The organism is Pseudomonas sp. 21LCFQ02 (genome assembly GCF_024129895.2).
Classification (GTDB): Bacteria; Pseudomonadota; Gammaproteobacteria; order Pseudomonadales; family Pseudomonadaceae; genus Aquipseudomonas.
The window spans coordinates 4,816,142-4,842,855 of sequence record NZ_CM178749.1; the positions used below are offsets into that span (position 1 = coordinate 4,816,142).

At 60.2% G+C, this 26,714-nt stretch carries 22 protein-coding genes and 1 pseudogene; 15 read left to right on the forward strand and 8 right to left on the reverse strand.

Annotated features, from left to right (window positions below; translation table 11 throughout):
• Nucleotides 1-412 precede the first annotated feature (412 nt).
• Nucleotides 413-1,222, reverse strand: coding sequence for a DUF6216 family protein (locus tag NJC40_RS21745; protein WP_253142230.1), 810 nt, complete (start codon nucleotides 1,220-1,222; stop codon nucleotides 413-415).
• A 592-nt stretch (nucleotides 1,223-1,814) separates the two neighbouring features.
• Nucleotides 1,815-2,717, reverse strand: a complete 903-nt coding sequence (locus NJC40_RS21750) for a LysR family transcriptional regulator (protein ID WP_253142229.1) — start codon at nucleotides 2,715-2,717, stop codon at nucleotides 1,815-1,817.
• A gap of 125 nt (nucleotides 2,718-2,842) precedes the next feature.
• Between NJC40_RS21750 and NJC40_RS21755 the strand changes: the two genes are divergently transcribed.
• Both NJC40_RS21755 and NJC40_RS21760 read left to right on the forward strand, forming a co-directional pair.
• On the forward strand, nucleotides 2,843-3,253 hold the full coding sequence (locus NJC40_RS21755) for a RidA family protein (protein WP_253142228.1): 411 nt from the start codon (nucleotides 2,843-2,845) through the stop codon (nucleotides 3,251-3,253).
• A 215-nt stretch (nucleotides 3,254-3,468) separates the two neighbouring features.
• Complete coding sequence (locus NJC40_RS21760) at nucleotides 3,469-5,682, forward strand: TonB-dependent siderophore receptor (RefSeq protein ID WP_253142227.1); 2,214 nt, start codon at nucleotides 3,469-3,471, stop codon at nucleotides 5,680-5,682.
• A gap of 278 nt (nucleotides 5,683-5,960) precedes the next feature.
• Here the strand turns inward: NJC40_RS21760 and NJC40_RS21765 are convergent, their stop codons facing one another.
• A complete protein-coding gene (locus NJC40_RS21765) occupies nucleotides 5,961-7,394 on the reverse strand; it encodes a purine-cytosine permease family protein (RefSeq protein ID WP_253142226.1) in 1,434 nt (477 codons plus the stop codon).
• A 660-nt stretch (nucleotides 7,395-8,054) separates the two neighbouring features.
• Between NJC40_RS21765 and NJC40_RS21770 the strand changes: the two genes are divergently transcribed.
• The 4 genes from NJC40_RS21770 (at nucleotide 8,055) to NJC40_RS21785 (ending at nucleotide 10,427) form a co-directional block, all read left to right on the forward strand.
• A complete protein-coding gene (locus NJC40_RS21770) occupies nucleotides 8,055-8,540 on the forward strand; it encodes a flavin reductase family protein (protein ID WP_045491844.1) in 486 nt (161 codons plus the stop codon).
• Nucleotides 8,541-8,630: 90 nt separating this feature from the next.
• On the forward strand, nucleotides 8,631-9,668 hold the full coding sequence (locus tag NJC40_RS21775; protein ID WP_253142225.1) for an LLM class flavin-dependent oxidoreductase: 1,038 nt from the start codon (nucleotides 8,631-8,633) through the stop codon (nucleotides 9,666-9,668).
• 190 nt (nucleotides 9,669-9,858) lie between these two features.
• Nucleotides 9,859-10,059 (forward strand): type II toxin-antitoxin system VapB family antitoxin, encoded by a 201-nt coding sequence (locus NJC40_RS21780; protein ID WP_045494840.1) that lies wholly within the window; start codon nucleotides 9,859-9,861, stop codon nucleotides 10,057-10,059.
• Nucleotides 10,059-10,427: a type II toxin-antitoxin system VapC family toxin gene (locus NJC40_RS21785; RefSeq protein ID WP_253142281.1), complete on the forward strand. Its 369-nt coding sequence runs from the start codon at nucleotides 10,059-10,061 to the stop codon at nucleotides 10,425-10,427. The genes NJC40_RS21780 and NJC40_RS21785 overlap by 1 nt, the downstream gene beginning before the upstream one ends.
• A 160-nt stretch (nucleotides 10,428-10,587) precedes the next feature.
• Here the strand turns inward: NJC40_RS21785 and NJC40_RS21790 are convergent, their stop codons facing one another.
• The 5 genes from NJC40_RS21790 to glnT all read right to left on the reverse strand — a co-directional run bounded on the left by NJC40_RS21790 (nucleotide 10,588) and on the right by glnT (nucleotide 16,475).
• Nucleotides 10,588-11,913, reverse strand: a complete 1,326-nt coding sequence (locus NJC40_RS21790) for an ammonium transporter (protein WP_052483507.1) — start codon at nucleotides 11,911-11,913, stop codon at nucleotides 10,588-10,590.
• Between the two features lie 141 nt (nucleotides 11,914-12,054).
• Nucleotides 12,055-13,392: an FMN-binding glutamate synthase family protein gene (locus NJC40_RS21795; protein ID WP_045491848.1), complete on the reverse strand. Its 1,338-nt coding sequence runs from the start codon at nucleotides 13,390-13,392 to the stop codon at nucleotides 12,055-12,057.
• 15 nt (nucleotides 13,393-13,407) lie between these two features.
• Entirely contained in the window at nucleotides 13,408-14,091 is a 684-nt protein-coding gene (locus NJC40_RS21800) for a GltB/FmdC/FwdC-like GXGXG domain-containing protein (RefSeq protein ID WP_045491850.1), read from the reverse strand.
• 12 nt (nucleotides 14,092-14,103) lie between these two features.
• Nucleotides 14,104-15,009, reverse strand: a complete 906-nt coding sequence (locus NJC40_RS21805) for a class II glutamine amidotransferase (protein ID WP_253142224.1) — start codon at nucleotides 15,007-15,009, stop codon at nucleotides 14,104-14,106.
• Nucleotides 15,010-15,140: 131 nt separating this feature from the next.
• A complete protein-coding gene (gene glnT / locus NJC40_RS21810; protein WP_045491854.1) occupies nucleotides 15,141-16,475 on the reverse strand; it encodes a type III glutamate--ammonia ligase in 1,335 nt (444 codons plus the stop codon).
• Nucleotides 16,476-16,757: 282 nt separating this feature from the next.
• On the opposite strand from glnT, the gene NJC40_RS21815 reads away from it, so the two are divergent.
• The 9 genes and pseudogenes from NJC40_RS21815 to NJC40_RS21855 all read left to right on the forward strand — a co-directional run.
• A complete protein-coding gene (locus tag NJC40_RS21815; protein ID WP_045491856.1) occupies nucleotides 16,758-17,357 on the forward strand; it encodes a helix-turn-helix domain-containing protein in 600 nt (199 codons plus the stop codon).
• 400 nt (nucleotides 17,358-17,757) lie between these two features.
• The gene (purU, locus tag NJC40_RS21820) at nucleotides 17,758-18,624 is read left to right on the forward strand and encodes a formyltetrahydrofolate deformylase (RefSeq protein ID WP_253142223.1); all 867 of its coding nucleotides are present in this window, start codon (nucleotides 17,758-17,760) and stop codon (nucleotides 18,622-18,624) included.
• A complete protein-coding gene (gene folD / locus NJC40_RS21825; protein WP_253142222.1) occupies nucleotides 18,621-19,517 on the forward strand; it encodes a bifunctional methylenetetrahydrofolate dehydrogenase/methenyltetrahydrofolate cyclohydrolase FolD in 897 nt (298 codons plus the stop codon). Before purU ends, folD begins: the two co-directional genes overlap by 4 nt.
• Complete coding sequence (locus NJC40_RS21830; protein WP_253142221.1) at nucleotides 19,508-20,749, forward strand: FAD-dependent oxidoreductase; 1,242 nt, start codon at nucleotides 19,508-19,510, stop codon at nucleotides 20,747-20,749. The genes folD and NJC40_RS21830 overlap by 10 nt, the downstream gene beginning before the upstream one ends.
• Before the next feature lie 14 nt (nucleotides 20,750-20,763).
• Complete coding sequence (locus NJC40_RS21835; protein WP_045491864.1) at nucleotides 20,764-21,066, forward strand: sarcosine oxidase subunit delta; 303 nt, start codon at nucleotides 20,764-20,766, stop codon at nucleotides 21,064-21,066.
• Nucleotides 21,063-23,969: a 2Fe-2S iron-sulfur cluster-binding protein gene (locus NJC40_RS21840; protein WP_253142220.1), complete on the forward strand. Its 2,907-nt coding sequence runs from the start codon at nucleotides 21,063-21,065 to the stop codon at nucleotides 23,967-23,969. The genes NJC40_RS21835 and NJC40_RS21840 overlap by 4 nt, the downstream gene beginning before the upstream one ends.
• 2 nt (nucleotides 23,970-23,971) lie before the next feature.
• Nucleotides 23,972-24,547 (forward strand): sarcosine oxidase subunit gamma, encoded by a 576-nt coding sequence (locus tag NJC40_RS21845; protein ID WP_253142219.1) that lies wholly within the window; start codon nucleotides 23,972-23,974, stop codon nucleotides 24,545-24,547.
• Nucleotides 24,548-24,653: 106 nt separating this feature from the next.
• Nucleotides 24,654-25,442: an IclR family transcriptional regulator gene (locus NJC40_RS21850; protein ID WP_253142218.1), complete on the forward strand. Its 789-nt coding sequence runs from the start codon at nucleotides 24,654-24,656 to the stop codon at nucleotides 25,440-25,442.
• Nucleotides 25,443-25,749: 307 nt separating this feature from the next.
• Nucleotides 25,750-26,634, forward strand: a pseudogene (locus NJC40_RS21855) (HAMP domain-containing protein); the annotation flags it as partial.
• Nucleotides 26,635-26,714 lie beyond the last annotated feature (80 nt).

Here is a 26,714-nt window from a genome sequence, read left to right on the forward strand (position 1 = left end):
TCCTTGAGTAGACCGGCGGGTCTCGTCAGGAGGGTGCGGGAGCGGGTGCTGGGAGGGTATCTGCCTGGCGCCTTGGTGTCCTGTCAGCCCATCTGACGGGACAGCGCGCCCCGGTCAAATGAGCGACTGTTTCTTGGATTTATTGGCAACGGACACGCACACGCACGCCGCGAGACAGAGGTCCCGGGAAAGCGGCGAATGGTCAAGGCTAGTAGGCATTGGTAGTCCGTGGCGCAGTGATTGCCCGGCGATCATGCGCGGGCAAGCTAAACAAAGTCAATAGAGCGAATCGAAATAATTAACTCTCACCCAAAACATGACAAGGTGCGGCCAGAAATGGGATTAACAACTTTAGACCCCCGGATCCTGACCGCCTGAAACCACCTCTGTCTGATAGCGCAGCACGAGCATGTCAAGGAGCAGCAAGTACACTTAATCTCTTCGCCATGCGTGCGCTGGCCAAGTATCGAACGATCATCAAGACAACCAGAAAAAACGCAGTACCCAAGACCCAGCCCATGATCTGCTGTTCCCGCAGTATGCTCTTCACCTCATCAGAAACCGCGGCATTTAGGCTGGAGCAGATAACCTCCAGATCTTCTTTGGTGACACCGTCTATTTCCAACCCCGGCTGCTGACAATCGGACCTGAGTACAATGAAATCGTGTGTGCTCCAGTCAAGCGCAAAATCTGTCGCCTTCAAACCATCTGTCCAGAACATTGTTCCGGTTTTCTTGACTGATAGTAACGCCTCTGTCTGAGCCCCGAATGACATCATGAGAAATCCTACTACCCAGAAAAAACCGATACCCGTATAAATCAGGTACTTCCAGGTGCTCAGTTCAGGATCTTTTACTTTCCAAGGTTCATCACCTATCCAAGCTTTCGCGAATGACAGGTCACTGATGTTCATACGGTGACTTTCAAGCCACTTCAGGGTCTTGAGGAACGCCTCCTTCGAAGAAAAATTGATGCCTGTTCTGAATCTGAAACCTTCCATGTCCTTGACAACCGCCCATGCACTGACCAGATCCCCATCACTTGTCGCCCCCCCTCCGATGAATCGCCAGAGTCTGTCAAAGAGAAAGTGTGCAGATCTGGCGCGGATGATGGCCCAAGTCATTATGCCCACAGTGAACGCTAGCCCTAACCATGGATTCCACTCGCTTATCAGACTGGTTGCCTGCTCCATTACTTTTGCCTGAGCCTCTTCGCTTGACACCGGTGTACTCCCTATTAAAAAGTTTCTATTTTCAAATGAAATCCCCCATTAAACGCATCCGCAGAAAGCCTATTTACCTTCTGAAGTCCATGGCAAGACCTGATGCACCTAACGTGTTCGCCTGTTGCTCGCCATATACTGTCAGACAAGGACAGGCCGGGCGGCAATTTCATGCAGCGAGGACGATTCCGGATCTTACCTGCGTACTCCAGTGCGGGGTACGAGAGCTAGCTCTTCCAAAGAGCCCATCCAATACTGAAGACTGACGACGGCACGAAAAGCGATTTTACACAAGTTAACGTCATTAACTAATAGTCTGACTTTTCTCCAGCAGATCAACACGTGAAAATAAGACAGTCACGTAAGCGACTGCATATTTTCTGCTCTCTACGCTTTTGAACTACCCCTTATGACTAATGCCGATCAGTTAAGCGATTTCGGATCGTACTCAGTCTCGGTGGGAGGGAGTTCTACTCGCGACAGTGCCAGTAAAGCCGGCACATCTGCTGTGGATGCACCGCAGCATTCGCCAGCAGACCGGGGCCCCGGCCGGCTCCTCCCATAAGACCGCGTTGTCCTTAACTGATCGGCATTACCCCTTATGACCCACCATCTCCACCACCCACTCGATGAACATCCGCAGCTTGGCACTGACGTGCCGGTTCGGCGGCCAGGCGATGTACATCGGCATCGAATCGAGCTGCCAGTCGCTGAACAGCTGCATCAGCTCACCACTTTGCACATGCGCTGTCGCCATGTACTCCGGCAGCCAGAGAATACCCAGCCCGGCCAGGCCGGCGGCCAGATAGGCATTCCCGTCATCGACCGCCAGTGCGTGATGGCCGTGGACCTTGAGGCTTTCGTTGCCCCGCTGCATGGCATAGGGCAAGGGTTTACCGGTGCGGGCCCAGAGATAACCGACGATCCGGTGGCGGCTATCTTCCAGCTCACGGGGGTGCGCCGGGGTGCCGAAGCGCTGCAAATAAGCCGGCGCGGCGTAGACGCCCAGCCGCAAGTCAGCGAGTCGTCGCGCGATTAGCGACTGATCGGTCAATTCTCCGCCGCGCACCACGCAGTCAACGTTTTCGTCGATCAGGTCGACCTTGCGATCACTGACGCCCATGTCCAGTTGAATGTCCGGGTAACGGGCGTAGAAGCCTGGCAAGGCCGGGATCAACACCTTGGCCGCCAGCGGGCTGGGCACATCGATCCGCAGCCGTCCACGTGGCACTGCAGCGGCGCTCGACAGGCTGGTTTCGGCATCGTCCATATCGGCCAGCAGCCGCACCACGCGCTCGTAATAGGCCGCGCCATCGGCGGTGACATTGACCTTGCGCGTGGTGCGGTTGAGCAAGCGCACCCGCAAGCGCGCCTCAAGCTGCTGGATCAGTTGGGTCACGCTGGTCTTGCTCAGGTGCAGGGTGTCGGCAGCCTTGGTGAAGCTGCCGGTTTCCACTACGCGGGCAAAGGCCAGCATCGCGTCGAAACGGTCCATCAGCGCTCCTGATTGTTTGCGATTTACAAACAGTGATGGGTGAGTTTGCGAGTTTATCCGCACCGGGGCGCCACCTAAAGTGGCCTTCAGCACATCGCTTTCCGGCTCATCCCCAGGAGTTTCCCATGACCCAACGTGACGTTGTTTTCCCCGCTGGCCGCCAGGCCCTTTATGAGCGCAACCGCTACTCGCCGGCCGTTCGTTCCAATGGTTTTCTGTTCGTGTCCGGCCAGGTCGGCAGCCGTGAAGACGGCTCGCCGGAACCCGGTTTGCAGAATCAGGTACGCCGGGCCTTTGACAACCTCAATGCCATTCTTGAGGCCGCGGGTGGCAGCTTCGAGGACGTGGTGGATGTCACCGTGTTCATGGTCGATCCGCAATCGACCTTCGAAACCATCTGGCAGGTGGTGCCCGAATACTGGGGCGAGGCGCCCTACCCGACCATCACCGCCGTTGGTGTGACCTGGTTGTACGGGTTCGACTTTGAAATCAAGGTCATTGCCAAGGCCCCGACAAGCGCCAATAACGGCGCATGATCGCCGACATTCGCTGGTTACTCGCGACCCTTGGCGGGCAGGAACTGCCCGCCGAGGTTTCCCGATCTGATTAATTGAGGCCAACAATTAGGGGTGGTATTACGCTCAAGAAAAAACATTTTGTAAAAATTTCGTTAGGGGGCACTTGTAAAATCAATTCAAATGTAAATAATTCGCATCCGAAAACAATTAGCACTCACATTCGGATCTCTCCCATGCTCCCTCCCCGCTCCTTCCAGCGTACGTCCCTGCACCTGTCTGTCTGCCTGGCCCTGAGCAGCATGCTGCTGCACGGCCCGCTACAGGCCGAAACACTGCCCGTCGACACTCATGACAGCGCTTCGGGCGTGGAGCTGGCGGCCACCAACATCGAGGGCCAGGCCCTGGGTGAAAGCACCGAGAACACCGGCAGCTATGCGCCCGGCACCACCGCCATGGGCGGCAAAAGTGCGCAAAAGCTCAAGGACATCGCCCAGTCGGTGACCGTAATCACCAGCCAGCGCCTGGAAGACCAGCAGCTAAAGAGCATGGATCAGGTGATGAACCAGATGACCGGCATCTCGCGCCAGGAGGCCTGGGCGAAGAACACCTACCTGTCCCGTGGTTTCGCGATCAATGACGTGCGCTATCAGGGTGGCGCGACCTCTACCCTGCTCGACAGCGCCCGTTATGAAGACCTTGCGCAGTTCGACAGCGTCGGCGTGCTGCGCGGCGCCGATGGCCTGTACGGTGGTGGCGAGCCTGGCGGCGTACTGAACCTGATGTACAAGCGGCCGCTGGCTTTCAACCAGGTAAAATTGCAGACCTCGGCGGGCAGTTGGGACAACTACCGTGGCGAGATTGACGTTACCGGCCCCCTGGGCCTGGACGGCCGCCTGCGTGGCCGCTATGTCGCGGCACTGGAAGACAAGCGCAACTTCGTCAACTACGATCACAAGAAGCGCAACCTCAACTACGCCTCGTTCGAATTCGATGCCACCGACGACACCCTGCTGCTGGCCGGTTTCAGCCATCAGCGCGATGACCTCAATGGCGTGCGCAACACCATCGGCCGCTACGCCGACGGCGGCGACCTGGGCCTGTCGCGGCGCACCAACATGACCACGCCCTGGAGCTGGAACGATATCGAGAACACCACACTGTTCGTGCGTCTCGACCAGCAACTGAGCGACAACTGGAAGGCAGTGGCCAACCTGCGCCACAACATCAACCAGAATGACCAGAACGTGGTCGAGCTGGAAAACCCCATCGATCGTGCTACCGGCACCGGCGGCGACTGGTGGAACAACCAGCACAGCTACCGCAACACCCAGACCACCTTCGACCTAAACCTGCAGGGCTCTTTCGAGCTGCTGGGTCACAGCCACGACCTGACCGTCGGTGTCGATGCGACCAAGATCAAAAGCCGCGGCGGCAGCTACTGGAACTACCTGTACTCGGATACGATTTTTGCGCCGACCCTGCCGGCCTACTTCCCGACCGCCGAGAGCTTCCCGGACACCTCGACCGACATCCGCAAGGTCGGTTCGTACACCTCGTTGCGGATTCGCCCGACCGACGAGTTATCGCTGATCGTCGGCGGCCGCTACACCCTCAAGGAAGACACCGAGTACGTCGGCGCCACCGGCCAGAAACTGTCGTCGCTGGACGTCGACAGCCAGTTCGTTCCTTATTACGGCATCGTCTACGAACTGACCCCGAGCGTCAGCCTGTACGCCAGCCATGCCGAAATCTACAAGACCCAGTCCACCCTGCTGCAAGGCCCGCCGCCAGGCAGCAAGGCGCTGGAGCCGATGACCGGCACCAACTACGAGATCGGCATCAAGAGCGAAATGGCCGACGGCAAACTGCTTGGCAGCTTCGCCCTGTACCGCATCGAGAAGAAAGGCGAAGGCCAGCAAGACACCAGCTACCCACGCCAGTGGGGCAGCGTGACCTCGTGCTGCTACATCGGTAATGGCTACCAGTTGAGCCAGGGCTTTGAAGTGGAACTCAACGGCGAAGTGCTGCCGGGCTTGCAGGTCGCCATGGGCTACACCTACAACGCCAACGAGAACAAGCGCGAAGGCGACGCGCGTTTCAGCAGCCACACCCCACGGCACCTGTTCAAGCTGTGGAGCGACTACCGCTTGCAGAGCCTGCCCAAACTCAGCATCGGCGCCGGGGTCCTGGCCCAGAGCGCGCAAAGCGAGGCCGGCAGCGTCGTGCCGCTGGGTGGCACACAGTCGCTGGACTACTCCTACGTCGAAGGCGGCTATACGATCTACTCAGCGCGCGCGGCCTACAAGCTCGACGAGCACTGGACGCTGGCCCTGAACGGCAACAACCTGTTCGACAAGACCTATTACAGCACCGTCTCGTCCAGTGGCTACGGCAACCTGTATGGTGAGCCGCGCAACTTCGTGCTGAGTCTCAAAGGCCAGTTCTGATCCCGACGGTTTGCAGGAGCGGATTTATCCGCGAAGGGCCCTGAAAGCTTCAGGGCTTAAAGCTTCGGGGCTAAAGCCAATACTGTTCAATTAAGCGCCGCAAACCTCTGTGGGAACGAGCTTGCTCGTGAAGAGGCCATTAAAGTCACAGCATTTGTAGCGAATGTGCCGCCGTCTTCGCGAGCAAGGTCGCTCCCACCGGGGGCATACAGTGGCTGCACGACCCATTCCCGAGTCCCGGCAACACGGCCGGGGCGCCCTTGGGCGGGATGATCCACTCAGTCGTTGTACCGCAACCGTGCAGCCCGACTGGCTTCGCTTTTACTGCGCGTGGCCAGGCAGTAATACAGCGGCGCAGTGACCACCAGACCGACCAGCCACGACAGGTCGGCGCCTTCGATGTAGTTGGCATATGGGCCGACGTACAGCGAGGTGTTGGCGAATGGCAGTTGCACCAGGATGCCGATGGCGTAAGCGATGATCGCGTGGGGGTTGAAGCGCCCATAGATGCCGCCGTCATTGCGGAAGATCGACTCGATCTCGTACACGCCGCGCTTGATCAGGTAGAAGTCGATGATGTTGATCGCCGCCCACGGCACCAGCACGATCAGCAGTGCCAGGATCAGGCCGATGAACTTGCTGATAAAGTCGCCCGAGGCGCTGACCGCCACCAGGCAGCAACCCACCAGAATGATCGTCGACAACACCACGCGCAGCTTGATGCTCGGCGTCCACTGCGCAGCGAAGGTCTGGATCGAGGTGACGATGGACAGCACCGCGCCATACAGATTCAAGGCGTTGTGGCTGATGATGTTGAGCAGAAACAGCACCATCAGGATCGGCCCCAGCCAGCCGGTGGATTGCTTGACCGCCGCCATGGCTTCGGTGCCTTGCGGGGTGGCCAATGCTGCGACCATGCCGAAGCTGAACGAGGCGATAGTGCCCAGGCTGGCACCGAAGTAGGTAGCCCAGAACGGTTTGCCGATGCCGATTTCCTTGGGCAGGTAGCGCGAGTAATCCGAGGTATATGGCGAGAAGCTGATTTGCCAGATGATGCCCAGCGACAAGGTGGCGATCCAGCCGGCGGCATCGAAGCCGCCACGAATGAAGAAGTCATCCGGCAACTCTTGCAGGAAGATCATGCTGAAGCCGGCCAACAGCGCCGCGCCCATCACCCAGGTGCCGATCCGGTTGAGGGTGTGAATGAACCGATAGCCGATCACGCCGATGGCGGTAGCGCTCAGTGCGCCGATCAGGATGCCGGTGGGCATCGACACTGACGGTGCCAGGCCCTGGATCGACTTGCCCGACAGGACGATGTTGGAGATAAAGAAGCCGACGTAGATCAGCGCGGTGATGAACACGATCAGCAACGCGCCGTAACGACCGAACTGGCCCCGGCTCTGGACCATTTGCGGGATGCCCAGTTGCGGGCCCTGCGCCGAAGCCAGACCGATGACCACGCTGCCGATCAGGTTACCCAGCACAATCGCCAGCAGCCCCCAGAAAAAGTCGAGGTTAAACACCTGCACGGCCATCGCGCCGGTGACGATCGGCAGTGGCGCAATATTGGTACTGAACCACAGGGTGAACAGGTCGCGGGCCTTGCCGTGGCGCTCTGCCGGGGGAACGTAATCAACGGTGTGGTTTTCGATCAGCGGCGCGCTGCCGCTGTCATGTGGGTTTTGCTGGGGCGTGTTGTGCTTGGACATAGTCGCTATCTCGAAACCGATGGCCGACGCCGTGGCGGGCGCCAGATGACAAACCCATCAGGCCCTGCGGCTTTTTCCGGACGAGCCGGGCCACGACCTGCGCATGGCGGGCCGGCGAGGCTCAATCATCCGGGCTTAGAAAAGCGGCAGGCCCGACGCCTTACGCACTGAAGGTGCGCAGACTCTTGGCAGTTGAGAAATCCGTTACGAATCGAATAACGCTGGGCAGCGTGGTGACCGGCACCATTGGGTAAAAGTGAAGAAACATCGTCTCGCCTGAATTTGTTGTTGTGCAGAGCCAAACCATGCAGCGCCCTGCTTGAACAGGGCCGGAATGAGTGTGAGGCAATGAAGGTGTCATTCGTGCCATTCATTGCGCTGATAACACCATATTATGGTATGCCACATACACACAACCCCCTACCGGCCATCTTTCGGCCCCTCAACAGGCGCCTGTCAAGCGTCAGAAGCGGCCGCAAACAACGGTGCAGGTCAGAAATATCAAGGCATACAGCCCAATTGCAGCGTCAGGCTCAGACAAGCGATGCAACAAAAACACTTGCGAATTAAGTATTACGGTATACCATCAGACAGACAACAATCTGCTTCGGCTCCGTCCACACCAGCGCGCCCCCAGCGGTCTCCAACGAGAGGTATCCAATGATCGACCCGAATGTCTACAAGAACGTCATGGGCTCCTTCCCGTCCGGCGTTACCGTCATCACCACCCTGGATGATGATGGCCAAGTGGTCGGGCTGACTGCCAGCGCCTTCAGCGCGCTGTCCCTGGAACCGGCCCTGGTGTTGTTCTGCCCCAATTACAGCTCCGACTCCTATCCTGTACTGATCAAGAACAAACGCTTTGCCATTCACCTGCTCGGCAGCGAGCAGAAAACCGAAGCTTATGCCTTCGCGCGCAAGGGCAAAGACAAGGCTGAAGGCATCGAGTGGAGCTTGAGCGAACTGGGCAATCCATTGCTGGCCGGTGCTACGGCGATCATTGAATGCGAGCTGTGGCGCGAATACGAAGGTGGCGATCACGCGATCATGGTTGGCGCAGTGAAGAACCTGATCCTGCCTGAGCAGCCCGTCGCACCGATGGTGTATTGCCTGGGCAAAATGGGTGCCCTGCCCACGGCGGCTTGATCTGCGTCAGCATTCGATATTACGGTATACCAAAAAATACAGACCCGCCCTTCCCCACTCACTGTCGGGCGCCAAGACCGAGGTAACGTCATGAAATTTTCGTTGTTCGTGCATATGGAACGCTGGGACGAGCAAGTCAGCCACCGGCAGCTGTTCGATGACCTGACCGAGCTGACCCTGCTGGCCGAAAAAGGCGGTTTCAGCACCGTCTGGGTAGGCGAACACCACGCCATGGAATACACCATCTCGCCAAGCCCGATGCCGATCCTCGCGTATCTGGCAGCCCGCACCACGACCATCCACCTGGGCGCCGGCACCATCATCGCGCCGTTCTGGCACCCGATCCGGGTGGCCGGTGAGTGCGCCCTGCTCGACGTGATCAGCAACGGCCGCATGGAAGTGGGCCTGGCCCGTGGCGCCTATCAGGTCGAGTTCGACCGCCTGGCCAACGGCATGCCCGCCACCGAAGGCGGCAAGGCCCTGCGCGAGATGGTTCCGGTGGTCAAGGCCCTGTGGCAAGGCGACTACGCCCACGACGGCGAGATCTGGAAATTCCCGACCTCCACCAGCATCCCCAAGCCGATCAACACCCCACCGGTGTGGATCGCCGCCCGCGACCCGGACTCGCACAACTTCGCGGTTGCCAATGGCTGCAACGTGATGGTCACGCCGCTGATGAAAGGCGACGAAGAAGTCCTGGACCTGAAAAACAAATTCCAGGCCGCGCTGGACAACAACCCGGACGTGCCACGCCCGCAACTGATGGTGCTGCGCCACACCCACGTGCACAGCGCAGATGACCCGGACGGCTGGAAAGTCGGCGCCGCCGCGATCAACAAGTTCTACCGCACCTTTGACGCCTGGTTCGGTAACAAGACCGTACCGGTCAACGGCTTTCTGGAGCCAAGCCCGGAATCGAAATTCGCCGAGCGCCCGGAGTTCGAACTGGAGAACATCCGCAAAAACACCATGATCGGCACCCCGGAAGAAATCATCAAACGTATTCGTTACTACCAGGAACTGGGTGTCGACGAGTTCAGCTTCTGGTGCGACAACAGCCTGCCGCACGCCGAGAAGAAGAAATCGCTGGAGCTGTTCATCCAGCACGTGGTGCCGGCGTTTCGTTGAGATACGCTAAGTGACGCAAAAGCCGGGCGCGATGCCCGGCTTTTTTGTGGGAGGCTGAGCGCCGTACGCCCTCAGCCAGCAGGTCGTTTTTCAACAGCCTGTCGAGCGTCTAACGTTGACAGAGATGCCCCGACCTCATCAAGGCTGATGTAGAATTGCATCATTATTGATGACAGATGCGAGCTTGATCATGAGAACGACCGTTACGATTGATGACGCCTTGTATGAACGTGCCCTTGAAGTCGCAGACCCTAACATGGACAAGGCCGAGCTTTTTCGTGAGGCCGTGCAGATGTTTGTCCGTATTCAGGCAGCAAAGCGTTTGGCAGCCCTTGGCTCTGCAATGCCCTCAATGGAGGATATCCCCCGTCGAAGTGATGCATCCGAATGATGGATGTGCTTGTCGATACCTCTATCTGGGTGGCTCACTTTCGCAGCTACACCCCGGGCCTTTCGAACTTGCTTCAACAGGACCGGGTGCTGATCCACCCCATGGTTATGGGTGAACTGGCGTGCGGTACACCACCTGAGCGGACTCGAACGCTGGCAGATCTGTCCAGTTTGAAGCACTGCCAGCAACCCACATGGACCGAAGTAATGACTTTCGTGGAGCAGCACAAGCTCTACGGTTTGGGGTGCGGGCTGGTGGACATGACACTGCTGGCATCAGCCTTGATCACTCGGGCGCATTTGTGGACGCTGGACAAACGACTGGCCAGCCTGGCCACACGCTTGCAGATCAACCACCAGCCCGACTGAGTACTGACTCCTGGTCTGTTGCCGTTTCATCACAACCGCGCCGAGGCCCTGCGGGTTGCGCCCCAAAATCGCGCCAGCGCGGGCGGCGTTCCACTCGTTGAAGGACTTGAAAAGGAGAACCTGGCCGCCTTGCATGGGTGCAAGGCGGCTATCCCTGAACTCAGTGGTTATACGCCCGCTCGTTATGCTCGCCCAGATCCAGGCCCAGCTCTTCGGTCGAGTCATCGGCGCGCAAACCGACCAGTGCCTTGACCACCTTGAGGATCGCCCAGCTGACCACGAAGCAATACACCACAGTCAGCGCCACGCCTTTTATCTGTGCGATCACTTGATCGAGCATGTTGGCGTCCGGCACCAAACCGCCCAGTGCCGGCACGCAGAACACCCCGGTCAGCACCGCGCCGACAATCCCGCCAATGCCATGCAGGCCGAAGACGTCGAGGCTGTCGTCGTAGCCGAGGCGTTTCTTCAGCACGGTGACGCCCAGGTAGCAGCACACGCCGCACAGCAGGCCAATCACCAGCGCACCGCCCACGCCGACGTAGGCGCAGGCCGGGGTGATGCCGACCAGGCCCGCCAGCGCGCCGCAGGCCAGCCCTTGCGCGCTGGGTTTGCCGGCTTTGAGCCACTCGCTGAACATCCAGCCAATGATCCCGGCGCACGCACCGACCTGCGTGTTGATCATCACCATCCCGGACAACCCGGAAAGGCCGCCGCCGGAGCCGATATTAAAGCCGAACCAGCCGACCCAGAGCATCGCCGCGCCGGCCATGGTCAGGCTCAGGTTGTGTGCCGGCATGGGTTCATTCTTGTAGCCTTTGCGTTTGCCCAGTGCCAGGCAGGCCGCCAGTGCCGCGACCCCGGCGTTGATGTGCACAGCGGTGCCACCGGCGTAATCAAGCACGCCCCAGTTGTGCATCACCGCCCCGCCGCCGCCCCAGACCATGTGCGCCACCGGGGCGTAAACCAGGGTGAACCACAGCGCCATGAACAGCAGCGCGGCGGAGAATTTCATGCGCTCGGCAAAGGCCCCGGCGATCAGCGCCGGGGTGATGATGGCGAAGGTCATCTGGAAGGTGATGAAGACACCTTCGGGGATTTCGCCGACCAGGCTGTCGGGGGTCAGGCCGGCCAGAAAAGCGCGGTTCAGGCTGCCGACGAAGCTATTAAAGGTCACCTCCCCGGCGACCATATTGGTGGTGTCCAGCACCAGGCTGTAGCCGTAAAGCACCCACAACACACCGACCAGCCCGGCGATGCCAAAGCACTGGGTGAACAGCGAGAGCATGTTCTTGGCGCGTACCAGCCCGCCGTAGAACAGGGCAAGACCGGGCAGGCACATGAATAGCACCAGCACCGCGGCGGTGATCATCCACGCGGTGCTGCCGGTATTGAGGGTCGGGGTTTCGGCCGCCTGGGCCAAAGGAATACAGGCGCCCAGCGCCAGTGCTGCAAGAAGGGATTTGCCAGGTAGACGATTAACCATCTTCAACGCTCCTGCGGGGTAATGGAAAGTGTCTGGCAGCGGGGAATGTTGTTTGGAAAACGGGCCTTTGCGGCCTCTCGGGATGTGATGCCGATCATCGGTAGGAGCGAGCTTGCTCGCTCCCACAGAGGGATCACCGAATCAATACTGCGAGCCTGGAATCCAGCTGGTGCCGGCCAGCGGTACGCGGGCCATGGCCGCCGATTCGACGGTCAGGGCCACCAGGTCCTCGGGGTCGAGGTTGTGCAGGTGGCTCTTGCCGCAGGCGCGGGCCATGGTCTGGGCTTCGAGCACCAATACACGCAAATAGTTTGCCAGGCGGCGCCCGCCCTCGACCGGATCCAGACGTTTGGCCAGTTCCGGGTCTTGGGTGGTGATACCGGCAGGGTCGCGGCCGTTCTGCCAGTCGTCGTAGAAACCGGCGGCCGAGCCGATCTTTTTCAGCTCTTCGTCCAGCCGCGGATGGTTGTCACCCAGCGCCACCAGTGCAGCCGTACCAATCGCTACCGCATCAGCGCCCAGGGCCATGGCCTTGGCCACGTCTGCACCATTACGAATCCCGCCGGAGACGATCAATTGCACTTTGCGGTGCATGCCCATTTCCTGCAGGGCCTGAACCGCTTGCGGGATGGCCGGCAGGATCGGGATACCGACGTGTTCGATAAACACTTCCTGAGTCGCAGCGGTGCCGCCTTGCATGCCGTCGAGCACGATCACATCGGCACCGGCTTTGACTGCCAGTTTCACATCGTAGTAAGGACGGCTGGCGCCGATTTTCACGTAGATGGGTTTTTCCCAGTCGGTGATTTCACGAATCTCGGCGATCTTGATCGCCAGATCGTCCGGGCCGGTCCAGTCCGGGTGACGGCAGGCCGAGCGCTGGTCGACGCCGATCGGCAGGGTACGCATGCCCGCGACTCGCTCGGTGACTTTCATGCCCAGCAGCATGCCGCCGCCGCCCGGCTTGGCGCCCTGCCCCAGAACGATCTCGATGGCATCGGCCTTGCGCAGGTCATCCGGGTTCATGCCGTAGCGCGACGGCAGGTACTGGTAAACCAGGTGCTGCGACTGGCCGCGCTCTTCCGGGGTCATGCCGCCGTCGCCGGTGGTGGTGCTGGTGCCGGCGATGCTGGCACCACGGCCCAGCGCTTCCTTGGCATTGGCCGACAGTGCGCCGAAACTCATGCCGGCAATGGTCACCGGAATCTTCAGGTGCAACGGCTTCTTGGCGAAACGGTTACCGAGGATCACGTCGGTGCCGCATTTCTCGCGATAGCCTTCCAGCGGATAACGCGACACGCTGGCGCCGAGCAGCAACAGGTCATCGAAGTGCGGCAGCTTGCGCTTGGTGCCGCCGCCGCGAATGTCATAGATGCCGGTTTCGGCGGCGCGCTGGATTTCCTGGATGGTCAGGCGATCGAAGGTGGCCGACTCGCGCAGGACCGGAGCCTGGGCTTTGGAATTGGAAAACTCGGTCATGGTTAGTGCTCCTGATCAGTACGCGCTGGCGTTGTCGACTTTGAAGTTGTACAGCTGGCGCGCCGAGCCGTAGCGTTTGAAATCGGCGGCGTTCTCCTTGAAACCGGCGCGGTTGAGCAGCGCCTGCAACTCTTCGATATGCTCGGCGCGCATCTCTTTCTCGATGCAGTCAGAGCCCAGTGACTCGACGCTGCCTTTGACGAAGATTTTGGTTTCATACAACGAGTCGCCCAGCGCATCACCGGCATCGCCGCATACCACCAGGCGCCCGGCCTGGCCCATGAAGCAGCTCATGTGGCCGATGCTGCCACCGACCACGATGTCGATGCCCTTCATGGAAATCCCGCAACGCGCGCCGGCATCGCCTTCGATGACCAGCAGCCCGCCGTGGGCGGTGGCACCGGCTGCCTGGGAGGCGCTGCCTTTGACCCGCACGTAGCCGCTCATCATGTTCTCGGCGCAGCCGACGCCAACATTGCCGTGCACGGTGACCGAGGCTTTCTGGTTCATCCCGGCGCAGTAATAGCCGGCGTGGCCCTGGATATCGATGGAGATGGCTTCGTTGACGCCCACCGCCAGGTTATGCGCGCCGTTGGGATGAGTCACCAGCCACTCGCGCTCTTCGACAGTTTTGGCCTGGTCATGCAGAGCCTGGTTCAGATCACGCACGCTGGCGCTGGACAGATCGATGGTTTTCATAATGCGTGCTCCTTAAGCCGACTCGCGTTCCCAGATGTACATGGTGGCGGGAACAGGTTCCCAGACCTTGGCGTTTTCGATCCCCGGCAGGCTCGACAGCGCCTGATACTCCGAAGCCATGGCCACGTAGTCCTCGGTTTCGGCGAGGATCGCGGGCTTGCAGGCAATCGGATCACGGATCACGGCAAAGCCGTTGCGGGTGCCGATGGCGAAGGTAAAGAAACCGTCGAGGGCTTCCAGCGAGTTATCCAAGGCCTGTTTCAGGGAATCGCCCTGTTGCAGGCGCCAGGCCAGGTAACCGGCGGCCACTTCGGTGTCGTTCTCGGTCTCGAAGTTGATGCCTTCACGGCGCAGCTCCTGGCGCAGACGGAAGTGGTTGGACAACGAACCGTTGTGCACCAGACACAGGTCAGCACCGGTGGAGAACGGGTGGCTGCCCTCCATGGTCACCGCACTTTCAGTGGCCATGCGAGTGTGGCCGATGATGTGGCTACCCTTCATGGCGGCCAGGCCGAAGCGCTCGGAAATCTCCTGCGGCAAGCCCATGCCCTTGAGGATCTCGATGCTCTGCCCGGCGCTCATGATGCGCACGCTCGGCGCCAGCTCGGCCAGTACGGTACGTACTGCGGCTTCTTCAGCCTTGATTTTCAGCACGATGGCGCTGGCGTTCTGAAACCAGTCCAGCTCGGCATCCAATTTGCTCTTCACGCCATCGACCAACGCGGCGAAGTCATAGCCTTCGGTGGTGGCTTGCAAGGTCAGCTTGACCCAGCCATCAACCACTTCATCGCCATAAATGGCAAAACCTGCACTGTCGGGGCCGCGATCGGTCATGGCTTCGAGCATCGGCTCGAAGAGCTTGCCGAGCTGCGATTCCAGCGCCGGGTTCTTCAAATACAAACCAACAATTCCACACATAAGGCAGGCCTCACTTTGTTCGGCAGTGGCTAGCTTTAAGCTGCAAGCTTCGAGCTGACCGTGTTGATAGAAAATCGTGTACTCACCGCAACTCTGCTTTTGCTTGCAGCTTGCGGCTTGAAACGTGTCGCTTAAAAAAACTCGGTGTAGCGCTTCACTTCCCAGTCGCTGACGTGGCGGCTGTATTCCACCCATTCCATGCGCTTGAGCTTGATGAACTCGCCGACGATTTCCGGGCCCAGCACTTCGGCAAACAGCGGGTCGGCCTCCAGCGCGTCGCAGGCTTCCTTGAGCGATTGCGGCAGGGTCTTGATGCCGCGTGCAGCGATCTCTTCAAGGCCCAGCTTGTAGAGGTTTTCGTTGCACACCATCGGGACTTCCAACTGCCGATCGATACCGTCCAGGCCAGCGGCAATGATTGCGGCGCTGACCAGATACGGGTTGCAGCCAGCATCCGGCAGGCGGAACTCCAGGCGCCCATAAGGCACGCGAACCATGGCCGAGCGGTTGTTGGAGCCAAAGGCAATGAACGCCGGCGCCCAGGTCGCGCCCGACAGCGAGTTGCCAACCACAAGCCGCTTGTAGGAGTTGACTGTGGGGGCCGCAAACGCGCACAGCGCGGGACCGTGGGCCAGCAGGCCGGCGGCGAAGTGGTAGGCCATTTTCGACAGGCCCATGCCACTTGGGTCACTGGCGTCGTGGAACAGGTTCTTGTTGGTTGCGCTGCTGATCGACAGGTGAAAGTGCATGCCGTTACCGGCCCGTTTGGGGTCCGGCTTGGGCATGAACGAGCAGATCATGCCCATGTCGTTGGCGATCTCGCCGGCGGCCATGCGGAAGAAGGTGAAGCGATCGGCCGACTCCATGGCGTCGCTGTAGGTGTAGTTGATCTCGAACTGGCCGTTGGCGTCTTCGTGGTCGATCTGGTAGATATCAAAGCCCACCGGTTGCAGGGCTTCGGTCAGACGTTCGAGAAATTCGCGTGAACGCGACAGGCCTTTGTAGTCATAGCAAGGCTTGTCGAGGTTATCGCTGGCATCGACCAGTTGCAGGTGGCCGGCAGCATCGCGCTTGAACAGGCTGAACTCAGGCTCCAGCCCGGTGTTGAGGGTCCAGCCACGCTGGCTCAGACGCTCGACCTGCTGTTGCAGTACATAGCGGCTGTCGTAAGGCCAGGGTTTACCTTCAACATGACCGATGCACACCACGCGGCCATAACCGGGCTGCCATGGCACCGGTACCAGTGACGACAGGTCGCCACGGGCCATGAAGTCGGGACCGTGCGGCTCCATGCCCATACCGGTGATGGCGAACCCGGCGAAACCGGCGCCACTCTCGGCTACCATTTCCAGGCCGCTGACCGGCACCGATTTGGTCTTGGACGAACCGTGAATATCGACGAACTGAGCCAGCACGTACTTGATGCCGTGCTCCTGGATCAGACGCTGTGTTTCTGTTGGCAACATAGAGCGTGACTCCTGTGACGAAAGCGGCTTGAAAGAAGAACCCCTGTTTCGCTGCCGGAAGCACTTATTCCGATCAGGAAACTTACTTTCATTACAGGAATGCAATGCCCTTGCCAGTTTTTCAAGCAGGGCTAAAAAACCTTTGATCAAGCCTTTTGTTCTGTATATATGGGAAACTTGTTTTCCCAGCGCGAATATTTCACCGGCAAAACAGCCATACGAACGTCGCTGCACATTCTCAGTGCGAAATAAAAATTATTGAACGGAAACCGTGCACAGCCTATGACTCAATCGGACACCCCCAAGCTCAAGCTGGAGCAGTACATCGGCATTCAGATCAAACGCCAGCGCCAGGCCCAGGAACTCAAGCTGGCGGATGTGGCGCGCATCGCCGGCATCAGCCAAGGGATGTTGAGCAAGATCGAGAATGCGCAGGTGTCGACCAGCCTGGATAACCTGGGCCGTTTATGCGATGTGCTGGGCATGCCGATGTCGAAACTGTTCAGCCAGTACGATCAGCAGGGCAGTACGGCGTTGCTGGTCAAAAAGGATGAAGGGCTGGAGGTGGTGCGCCGCGGTACGGAGAAGGGCCATACCTATCATCTGCTCAACCACACCCGTGGGCCGAAGAAGAGTTTCGAGGCGTATATGGTGAGCATGGATGACGCCAGCGAAGAGTTTCCGACCTTCTCGCATCCGGGCACGGAGTTTTTGCATCTGCTGGAGGGCGAGCTGATTTACCGGCATGGCAATCAGTTGTACCGGATGGAAGCCGGCGACAGCCTGACCTTCGACGGTGAGGTGCCGCATGGGCCGGAGCAACTGGTGCAAGTGCCGATCCGCTTGCTGTCGATCATGAACTATGGGGCGCAGGGCGAGTAAGCCGCTCGCCTCTGTGTAGGAGATCGCCCGCCGCCTCGGCGCCGCGCTGTCGCGCAGCAGACACGGACCCGGTGGGAAGAGCCGGCCGGCCAGCGCCCAAGTCGCGATTGGCGTCGTCTGGACCATCTCGGTTCGAAGAGCAAAAGCAAATGGAGCCTGGCTTAGGCTTTTTTCTTGCCGCTTGAAGCTTACCGCTTGCCGCCCGCGCCCACGGCGCGACTTTCCCCACAAGAAATATTCTTTCCAGATTTCTCTGGACGGCCCGTCCGCTTTCACCTATAAATTCGCCACAACGAATATTTAATTCCCATCGGGAATTTTTATTCATCCTTAAAACCAGAATTTACTGCTGAATTTTTTCGCTCTGCGTTGAGCTGCCGCCATTTTCCGAGGACGTGCCATGCACCACGAAAAGAACCATTTCATCCTGAAGATCAGCTGTCCGGCGACGTCCGGGATTGTCGCGGCGGTGACGTCGTATCTGGCGGGTAACGCTTGCTACATCGGTGAAATGGCACAGTTTGATGATGAGTTCAGCGGGCGTTTTTTCATGCGCGCGGTGTTTCGCTTCAACGAGGGTCACGCCGGTGACATCGAGCAGCTCAAGGCCGGTTTCAGCGATGTAGCGGCCAGCTTTGACATGGACTGGGAGCTGCATGACAGCAGCCGGCCGATGCGGGTGCTGCTGATGGTCAGCAAGTTCGATCATTGCCTGACCGACCTTTTGTATCGCTATCACAAGGGCGAGATGCACATGACCATCACCGCCATTGTCTCCAATCACCTCGATCTGCGGCCGATGGCCGAGCGTGAGGGCATCCGGTTTATCTACCTGCCGGTGACCAAAGACACCAAAGCTGCTCAGGAGGCGGCGCTGATGCAGGTGGTCAACGAAACCGGTACTGAACTGGTGGTGCTGGCGCGCTACATGCAGATCCTCTCCGATGATCTGTGCAAGCAACTTTCAGGCCGCGCCATCAATATCCACCACTCGTTCCTGCCGGGCTTCAAAGGTGCCAAGCCGTATCACCAGGCTTATGAGCGTGGCGTGAAGCTGATCGGCGCCACCGCGCATTACGTGACCAGCGACCTGGACGAGGGGCCGATCATCGAGCAGGAAGTACAGCGGGTCGACCACGCCTATTTGCCTGATGACCTGGTCGCCATCGGCCGTGATACAGAAACCGTGGCGCTGTCCAAGGCGGTCCGTTATCACCTTGAACACCGGGTCTTTCTCAACACTGACAGAACGGTGATCTTCCGGTGAATAGCTCAAAACTGATCGACGGCAAGGCCGCTGCCGCCCGGGTGCTGCAGCAAGTCAAACAGGACGTGCTGATGCTCAAGGCCGATCACATCCAGCCAGCGCTGGCGGTGATTCTGGTCGGTGAAGACCCGGCCAGCCAGGTGTATGTGCGCAACAAGATTCTGCGCGCCGAGGAATGCGGAATTCGCTCCATCGAGTACCGGCTGGCAGCCGATTGCCCGCAGGCCCGGCTGCTGGACTTGATCGCCGAGCTGAACCACGACGCTTCAGTCAACGGCATCCTGCTGCAACTGCCGTTACCCGGACACATTGAAGAAACCCGCGCCTTGCAGGCGATTGATCCGGGCAAGGATGTCGACGGTTTTCATAGCGAGAACGTCGGCGGCCTGAGCCAGGGCCGTGACGTACTCACGCCCTGCACCCCCACCGGCTGCATGTACCTGCTGGAGCAGACCCTCGGCGACCTGAGCGGCAAGCACGCGGTGGTGATTGGCCGTTCGAACATCGTCGGCAAGCCGATGGCGGCCTTGCTGCTCAAGGCCCACTGCTCGGTGACGGTGGTGCATTCGCGCAGCCAGGATGCCAAGGCGCTGTGCCAACTGGCCGACATCGTGGTCGCGGCAGTCGGTCGGCCGCGGATGATCGATGCCAGTTGGCTGAAACCCGGCGCGGTGGTGATCGATGTGGGCATCAACCGTATTCAGGACCACGACCGCAGCCGGCTGGTCGGTGATGTCGACTTTGACGCCGCCCTGCCCCAGGTCTCGGCCATCACCCCGGTGCCCGGCGGGGTCGGGCCGATGACCATCGCCTTTCTGATGAAAAACACCCTGATCGCCGCGCAACAGCAGGCGCATGCCCACAGCAGCCAGCAGGAGGCCATATGCCTTTAGGTCTATTGAAGTACGGGCTCAGCTCGGAGTACCCGGTGGAAGTCGACTTGCCGGCCCCCAAGGAACTCAAGCCGGCCTATGACGTGGTGATCATCGGCGGAGGCGGCCACGGCCTGGCCACCGCGTATTACCTGTCCAAGTACCACGGCATCAACAATATTGCGGTGCTGGAAAAAGGCTACCTGGGCGGCGGCAACACCGCGCGCAACACGGCGGTGATCCGCTCCAACTACCTGACCAGCGAAGGGGTGAAGTTCTACGCTGAATCGGTACGGATGTTCGAAGGGCTGTCCAATGAATTCGACTTCAACATCATGTACTCGCACCGGGGTCAGTTGACCCTGGCGCACACCGACGCCACGGTGCGTTCATTCCGCCAGCGCGCCGAGGTCAACAAGCACTTTGGCGGGCGCACCGAGATGATCGACCGCCAGCAGATCCGCGAGTTGGTGCCGAGCCTGAACCTTGATCCGGGGCATATTCCGGTGCTCGCCGGGCTCTGGCACATCGACGGGGCGACAGCGCGGCACGATGCGGTGGCCTGGGGCTACGCCAAGCAGGCCGCCAAGCGCGGGGTCGAGATTCATCAACTGACCGAAGTTCAGGAACTGGTGATCGAAAACGGCGCCATCACGGCGGTCAAGACCAACCGGGGCACGGTGCGTTGTGGCTGCGCGGTGCAGGCGGTGGCCGGCATGAGTTCGCAAATGATGAAAAAGGCCGGCATCCGCTCGCCGATCCAGACCTTCCCGCTGCAGGCGATGGTCACCCAGCCGTTCAAGCCGTTTCTCGACCCGCTGGTGAGTTCTTCGGCGCTGCACTGTTACGTGCAGCAGACCAGCCGTGGCGAGGTGGTGTTCGGCGGTGGCTCGGATCCCTACCCGCTGTTCAACACTCGCTCAACGCTCGACTTGAAAGAAAGCCTGCTCTCGCACGCCATCGAGATGTTCCCGTTTCTGGCCAACGCCAAGCTGATGCGCCAGTGGGCCGGGATCACCGACATGACCCCCGATTACAGCCCCATCATGGGCCTGTCGCCGGTCAAGAACTACTACCTGGACGCCGGCTGGGGCACCTGGGGTTTCAAGGCCACACCGATCTGCGGCAAGACCATGGCCGAGCTGGTCGCCAGTGGCGGCAAGGTCCCGGAGCTGATCAAGCCATTTGGCCTGGAGCGTTTCTCGACCTTCCAGCAAGTCAACGAAATGGGCGCCACGGCGGCCAGCCACTAAGCGGAGAGCGACACATGAAAGTCATGACATGCCCGCTCAACGGGCCGCGCAACATCAGCGAATTCACCTACGGCGGCGAATTCAAACCCATGCCCGACCCGCAGACCTGCAGCGATGCCCAGTGGGCCGACTACGTGTTCAACAGCGAAGACACTCTGGGGGTGGTTCGCGAGTGGTGGATGCACACGCCATCGAGTTACTGGTTTCTGGCCGAGCGCCACACCGGCAGTGACGAGATTGTGCGCACCTTCGATGCCCGCGAGCTGTTCAACAGCCGGGTCGAATTCACCCAACAGACTCAGGAGATCGCAGGATGAGTACCGCCAACCGCCTGCCCGCCCCGATGGGCCTGCTGATCGACCGCAGCAAGCCGCTGACCTTCAGCTTCGATGGCAAGGCCTATGAAGGCCTGCAAGGCGACAGCATTGCCAGCGCCCTGCTCGCCAGCGGCCGTCATCTGCTGTCGCGCTCGTTCAAGTACCACCGCCCGCGCGGCCCGCTGAGCATGGCCGGGCAAGACGCCAATACCCTGGTGCAACTGCCCCGCGAGCCCAACGTGCTGGCCGATACGTTTGCCCTGGAAAATGGCCTGCGGGTCAGCGGCCAGAACTACAACGGCTCACTGGACAACGACAAGGACGCCCTGCTCGGCAAGTTCTCCAAATTCATGCCGGTGGGGTTCTACTACCGCTCCTTCTATAAGCCCAAGGGCATGTGGAAAGTCTGGGAGCCGGTGATCCGCAAAAAAGCCGGCCTGGGTGTGCTGGACCTCGGCTTCAAGCCCGAGTACTACGACAAGGCGTATCTGTTTACCGACCTGGCAGTGATCGGCGCCGGTCCCGCCGGCCTGCAAGCGGCGCTGACCGCCGCCAATGCCGGCGCCAAGGTGCTGCTGATCGAGCAGCAGCCGATTCTGGGCGGCTCGCTGACGTATGCGCGCTTTGACCTTGAAGGTCAGCGGGCCGGGCAACTGCGCACCGAACTGGTGGCGGCCGTAGAAGGCCACGCCAATATCCGGATTCTGCACAGCGCCACCTGCAACGCCTGGTTCACCGACAACTACCTGCCGGTGATTCAAGGCAAACGCCTGTATAAAGTGCGCGCGACGCAGTGCCTGATCACCAGCGGCTCGTTCGACCAGCCGGTGATTTTCCGCAACAACGACCTGCCCGGCATCATGCTGACCAGCGCGGCGCAACGGCTGATGAAGCTGTATGCGGTCAAGCCCGGCCAACGCGCCGTGGTACTCACCGGTAACGATGACGGTTATCTGGCCGCGCTGGATCTGCATGATCAGGGCGTGCAGGTGGCCGCTGTGGTGGATATGCGTAACCAGCCAGCCGACCGCCGCCTGTTGATCGAGCTGGAAAAACGCGGCATCACTTGCCACGCCAGCACCACCGTGTATGAAGCACTGCACGAAAAGGGCATGCGCCACATCAATGGCGTCGAACTGCGCAAAATCACCGGCCAGGGTCAGGTGGCCAGTGCGGGCATGACGCTGGACTGCGACCTGCTGTGTATGTCAGGCGGCTATATGCCGGTTTATCAATTGCTGTGCCAGGCCGGTGGCAAGCTCGCCTATGACGAACAAAGCGCCGGGTTCAACCTCAGCGGCCTGCCGGCCAATCTGAACATTGCCGGTTCCGTAAACGGCCAGCACAGTCTGGACAACGTACTGGCAGACGCCACCCGCGCCGCCCTCGACATCATTGCCAGCCTTGGCCTGCACACCACCCAGCAGGCCGCGCCGCTCAAAGGCGAGGCACAGGTGAATTTCCCCTGGCCGATTTTCCCGCATCCCAAAGGCAAGGATTTCGTCGACTTTGACGAAGACCTGCAGGTGCGCGATATCGTCAATGCCACGCGCATCGGTTACCGCGATGTGCAACTGGTCAAGCGTTACTCCACGGTGGGCATGGGTCCATCTCAGGGCCGTCACTCGGCGCTGCCGACCGCACGCCTGGTCGCCGCTGCGACCCAGCGCAGCATCAGTGAAACCGGGGTCACCACCGCGCGCCCGCCGTTCGAGGCGGAAAAACTTGCGCACGTCGCCGGGCGCGGCTTCGACCCGTACCGCCAGACCCCGATGCACAGCCGGCATATAAAAGCAGGCGCGAAAATGATGCCCGCCGGTATCTGGCAGCGCCCGGCCTTCTATGGCCAGCCCGCCCAACGCGATGCCTGCATGCAGGCCGAAGCCAAGCATGTGCGCAGCAAGGTCGGAATCATCGACGTCTCGACCCTGGGCGGCCTGGACATCCGCGGACCGGACGCCGCCGAGCTGCTGAACCGGATGTACACCTTTGCCTTTATCAAGCAGCCGGTGGGCCGTTCGCGCTATGCGTTGATGACCAACGAACAGGGCGCGGTGATCGACGACGGCGTATGCGCACGCTTTGCCGAGCAGCACTTCTACGTCACCGCCACCACCAGCGGCGTGGACCGTATCTATCAGCAAATGCTCAAGTGGAATGCCCAGTGGCGGCTGAACGTCGATATCGCCAACGTCACCGCCGCGATCAGTGCGGTCAACGTCGCCGGCCCCGACTCGCGCAAGGTGCTGGAGAAAGTCTGCAGTGACATTGACCTGTCGCCTGAAGGTTTTCCGTATCTGGGCGTACGCCAGGGCACGGTCGCCGGGATCAAGGCGCGGCTGCTGAGGGTCGGCTTTGTCGGTGAGCTGGGCTATGAGATCCATGTGCCGGCCCGCCATGCCGTGCAGCTCTGGGATGCGCTGATCGAGGCCGGCAAGCAATACGATATCAAGCCATTCGGGGTCGAGACCCAGCGCCTGCTGCGCCTGGAAAAAGGCCACGTGATCATCAGCCAGGACACCGACGGGATGACCCATCCCGGCGAAATCGATATGAATTGGGCGGTCAGCCGCAACAAGCCGTTTTTTGTCGGCCGCCGCTCGATAGACATCCTCCAGGCCCAGCCGCAAAAACGCAAACTGGTCGGTTTTACCCTGCCAGCGGGCAGCCCGCAGCCGCTCGAAGGCCATCTGGTGCTCAGCGGCCCGGACATCAGTGGCAACGTGACGTCCTGCGAGTACTCGCAAACCCTCGGCAAGATCATCGGCCTGGCCTATGCAGGCTTTGATCAGAGCCAGCCCGGCCAGCAGATCCCGATTCGCGTCGAGGGCGGCGTGATGGTCCAGGCCACCGTGGTGCAACTGCCTTTCTTCGACCCTGAAAACCAGCGTCAGGAGCTTTGAACATGTCCAGCCTTCTTGTTGAAAATGTCACCACCCGGCGCCCGATAAACGCCGATAGCCTGGCGTTGTGCAGCCTGAGCGACCTGACCGACCTGCCGCGGGTTGGCTTTCGCGGCACACAGAGCGCTGAGTACCTGGCGGCGCGCGGTTTTCAACTGCCAGACGCACCCAACCGTGCCGTGACCCAGGCCGATGGCAGCCATGTGGTGCGGCTGTCGCAAACTGAATACCTGCTGCTGGGCAGCCCCGCCGATCAGGGCGAGCGGATTGCCGATGAAGAGGCCCGCTGGGAACTGGATCACCACGCCAACTACCTGCTGCCACGCCAGGACAGCCACGCCTGGCTGCAACTGTCGGGCAGCGCGGTCAGTGAGGTGATGGCCAAGCTGTGCGGCGTCGACCTGCGGCCCCAGGCTTTCGGCCCCGGCGCCGTGGCCCAGACCTCGGCAGCGCGGATCAGCGTGATCGTGATCAATGTCGGTGCCACGCACACCGCGTGTTTGCAGATTCTCTTTGATCGCTGCTCGCTGGAGTATTTCAAGGCGGCGTTGCTCGATGCGATGGGCGAATTTTCCTGAGCAGGGCCGATCGCGCAGCAAACACAGGACTTGGGAGCTGCTTTAGCTGCGAAGCCTTCGCTGCTAAAGCTGCTCCTACGGTCCAATGCATCACCCTGGAGATTGCATGATCGAACCTCTGGACAAAGACGTCGATTACCTGGTCCCGGCCCTGGCCCGGGGTTTGAGCGTGCTGGGCCTGTTCAACGCCCAGGTGCGGGCGTTGAGCATTCAGGAGATCGCCGAGCGGCTGCAGGTCAGCACCTCGGCGATCTACCGGATTCTGGTCACGCTGACGCACATGGGGTATCTGAACAAGCTCAACAGCCACTATGAACTCGGTGCGCGGGTGGTCAGCGACGGCTTCAGCTATCTGGCCAGCCGGGACATCGTCGATGTCGCCATGCCGGCGCTCAATGCCCTGCGCGACCGCACTTCACTGTCGTGTCATCTGAGCATCCGTGAACACACCGACAGCCTTTATCTGTATCGCGCGTTTGCCGCCCAGCGCCTGTCGGTGAACATTCCGGTGGGTACACGCATTGCCTGCCATTGCACTGCCATGGGGCGCATGTTGCTGACCGCACTGGATGATGCCCGGCTTGGGGCACTGTACCAGCACATTCGCCTGGACGATTACCCGCCACCCGCGCCGCGGACATTACCCGAACTGCAAAGCATGATCCGCCAGGACCGCGAGCGCGGCTGGGTCGTGCATCGCTCCGATTACTCCACCGCGATTGCCACGGTAATCCGCGATCACACCGGGCAGGTGACGGCGGCGATCAACCTGTCCGGGCCCGATGCCGTGATGGACCCTGAAGGCGCAACGGAGCGTTTTCAGACCCTGCTGCTGGAAACCAGCGCCTGTATCAGCCGTGAACTGGGTTACCGGGACACACGCCCGCTGGCTTAAACATTTAAGCGCAATCAGCCACTCAAGAATTCCACCGCAACGCCGACGTTACTAGCGTGTACTTCTGCTTTGACCGGTTTTGCTGGCACCGGCACGCAGCGTGCATCAGCGGTTGCTCAATTGCGATGTATAAAAATAATCCGGAGCCAAAATGAATATCAAACAGAAGCTGACAGGGGCGTTCGCGGTTATCGCGTGCTTGCCCATTGTTGTTGTCGCCAGCATCGTTATCGTCAACCTGCGCACAGAGGCCACGGATGATTTTGTCGACAACAGCGGACGGGAAATCCGCCAGGTCGAGAATGCAATGCAGTTGTTCTTCGACGGTATCAGCCAGAATATCGATTACCTGGCCGCCAACCCGCTGATCAACACCGCCGGCAACGGTTTGAAAAGCTACATGACACCGGAGCAGAAGGCGCTGCCCGACAGCGAGGCCGACAAGGCGATCTTCGCCCTGTTCGATCGCATGGGCACTTCACACCCCTCTTACTCATACATTTCCTACGGGATGGCCAACGGCACTTACGCCTCCTGGCCAGCAGGCCAGAAATTCGACAACTACGACCCGCGTGTGCGTCCCTGGTACAAGACCGCGCTGGCCAACCCCGGCAAGACCGTGCGCACCGACGCTTACTACTGGCCAGCCGATGATGCGGTTATGGTCGCCACCGTCCGCGCTGTTCCCAATGCACTGGGTAATCCGGGCGGGGTCGTCAGCGTCGACGTGACGCTCAAGGCGCTGACCAATATCGTCAAGCAGATCAAGCTGGGCCAAAGCGGTTACCTGATGCTGCTGGAAAACAACGGCAACGTTCTGGTCGACCCGAACAAACCGGAAAACAACTTCAAAAAGCTCGGCGAACTGGGCGGCGGCTACAGTGAGCTGGCCAAGGCCGGCAAGGGCCTGGTCAAGGTCGAGCTGAACGGCGAGCGCTACATGGCCAACGTCTATCCGGCTGACAAACTGGGCTGGAGCTTCATCGGCCTGATCAAGCAGGACGAAGTCATGGCCTCGGCCAATAGCCTGACCTGGCTGATCGGCATTATTGCTGCCGTGCTGGCCGTGGTGTTCGCCCTGGTGGGGGCCAGCTTCGCCAGCCTTATCGTGCGGCCGATCAACGGCGTATCCAGCGGCCTGGAAGGCATTGCCCAGGGTGAAGGTGATCTGACCGTGACCCTACCGGTGCGCGGCAATGACGAAACCGCCAAACTGGCCGGCTGGTTCAACCAGTTCCTGGGCGCCATCCGCAGTCTGATCCAGCACATCAC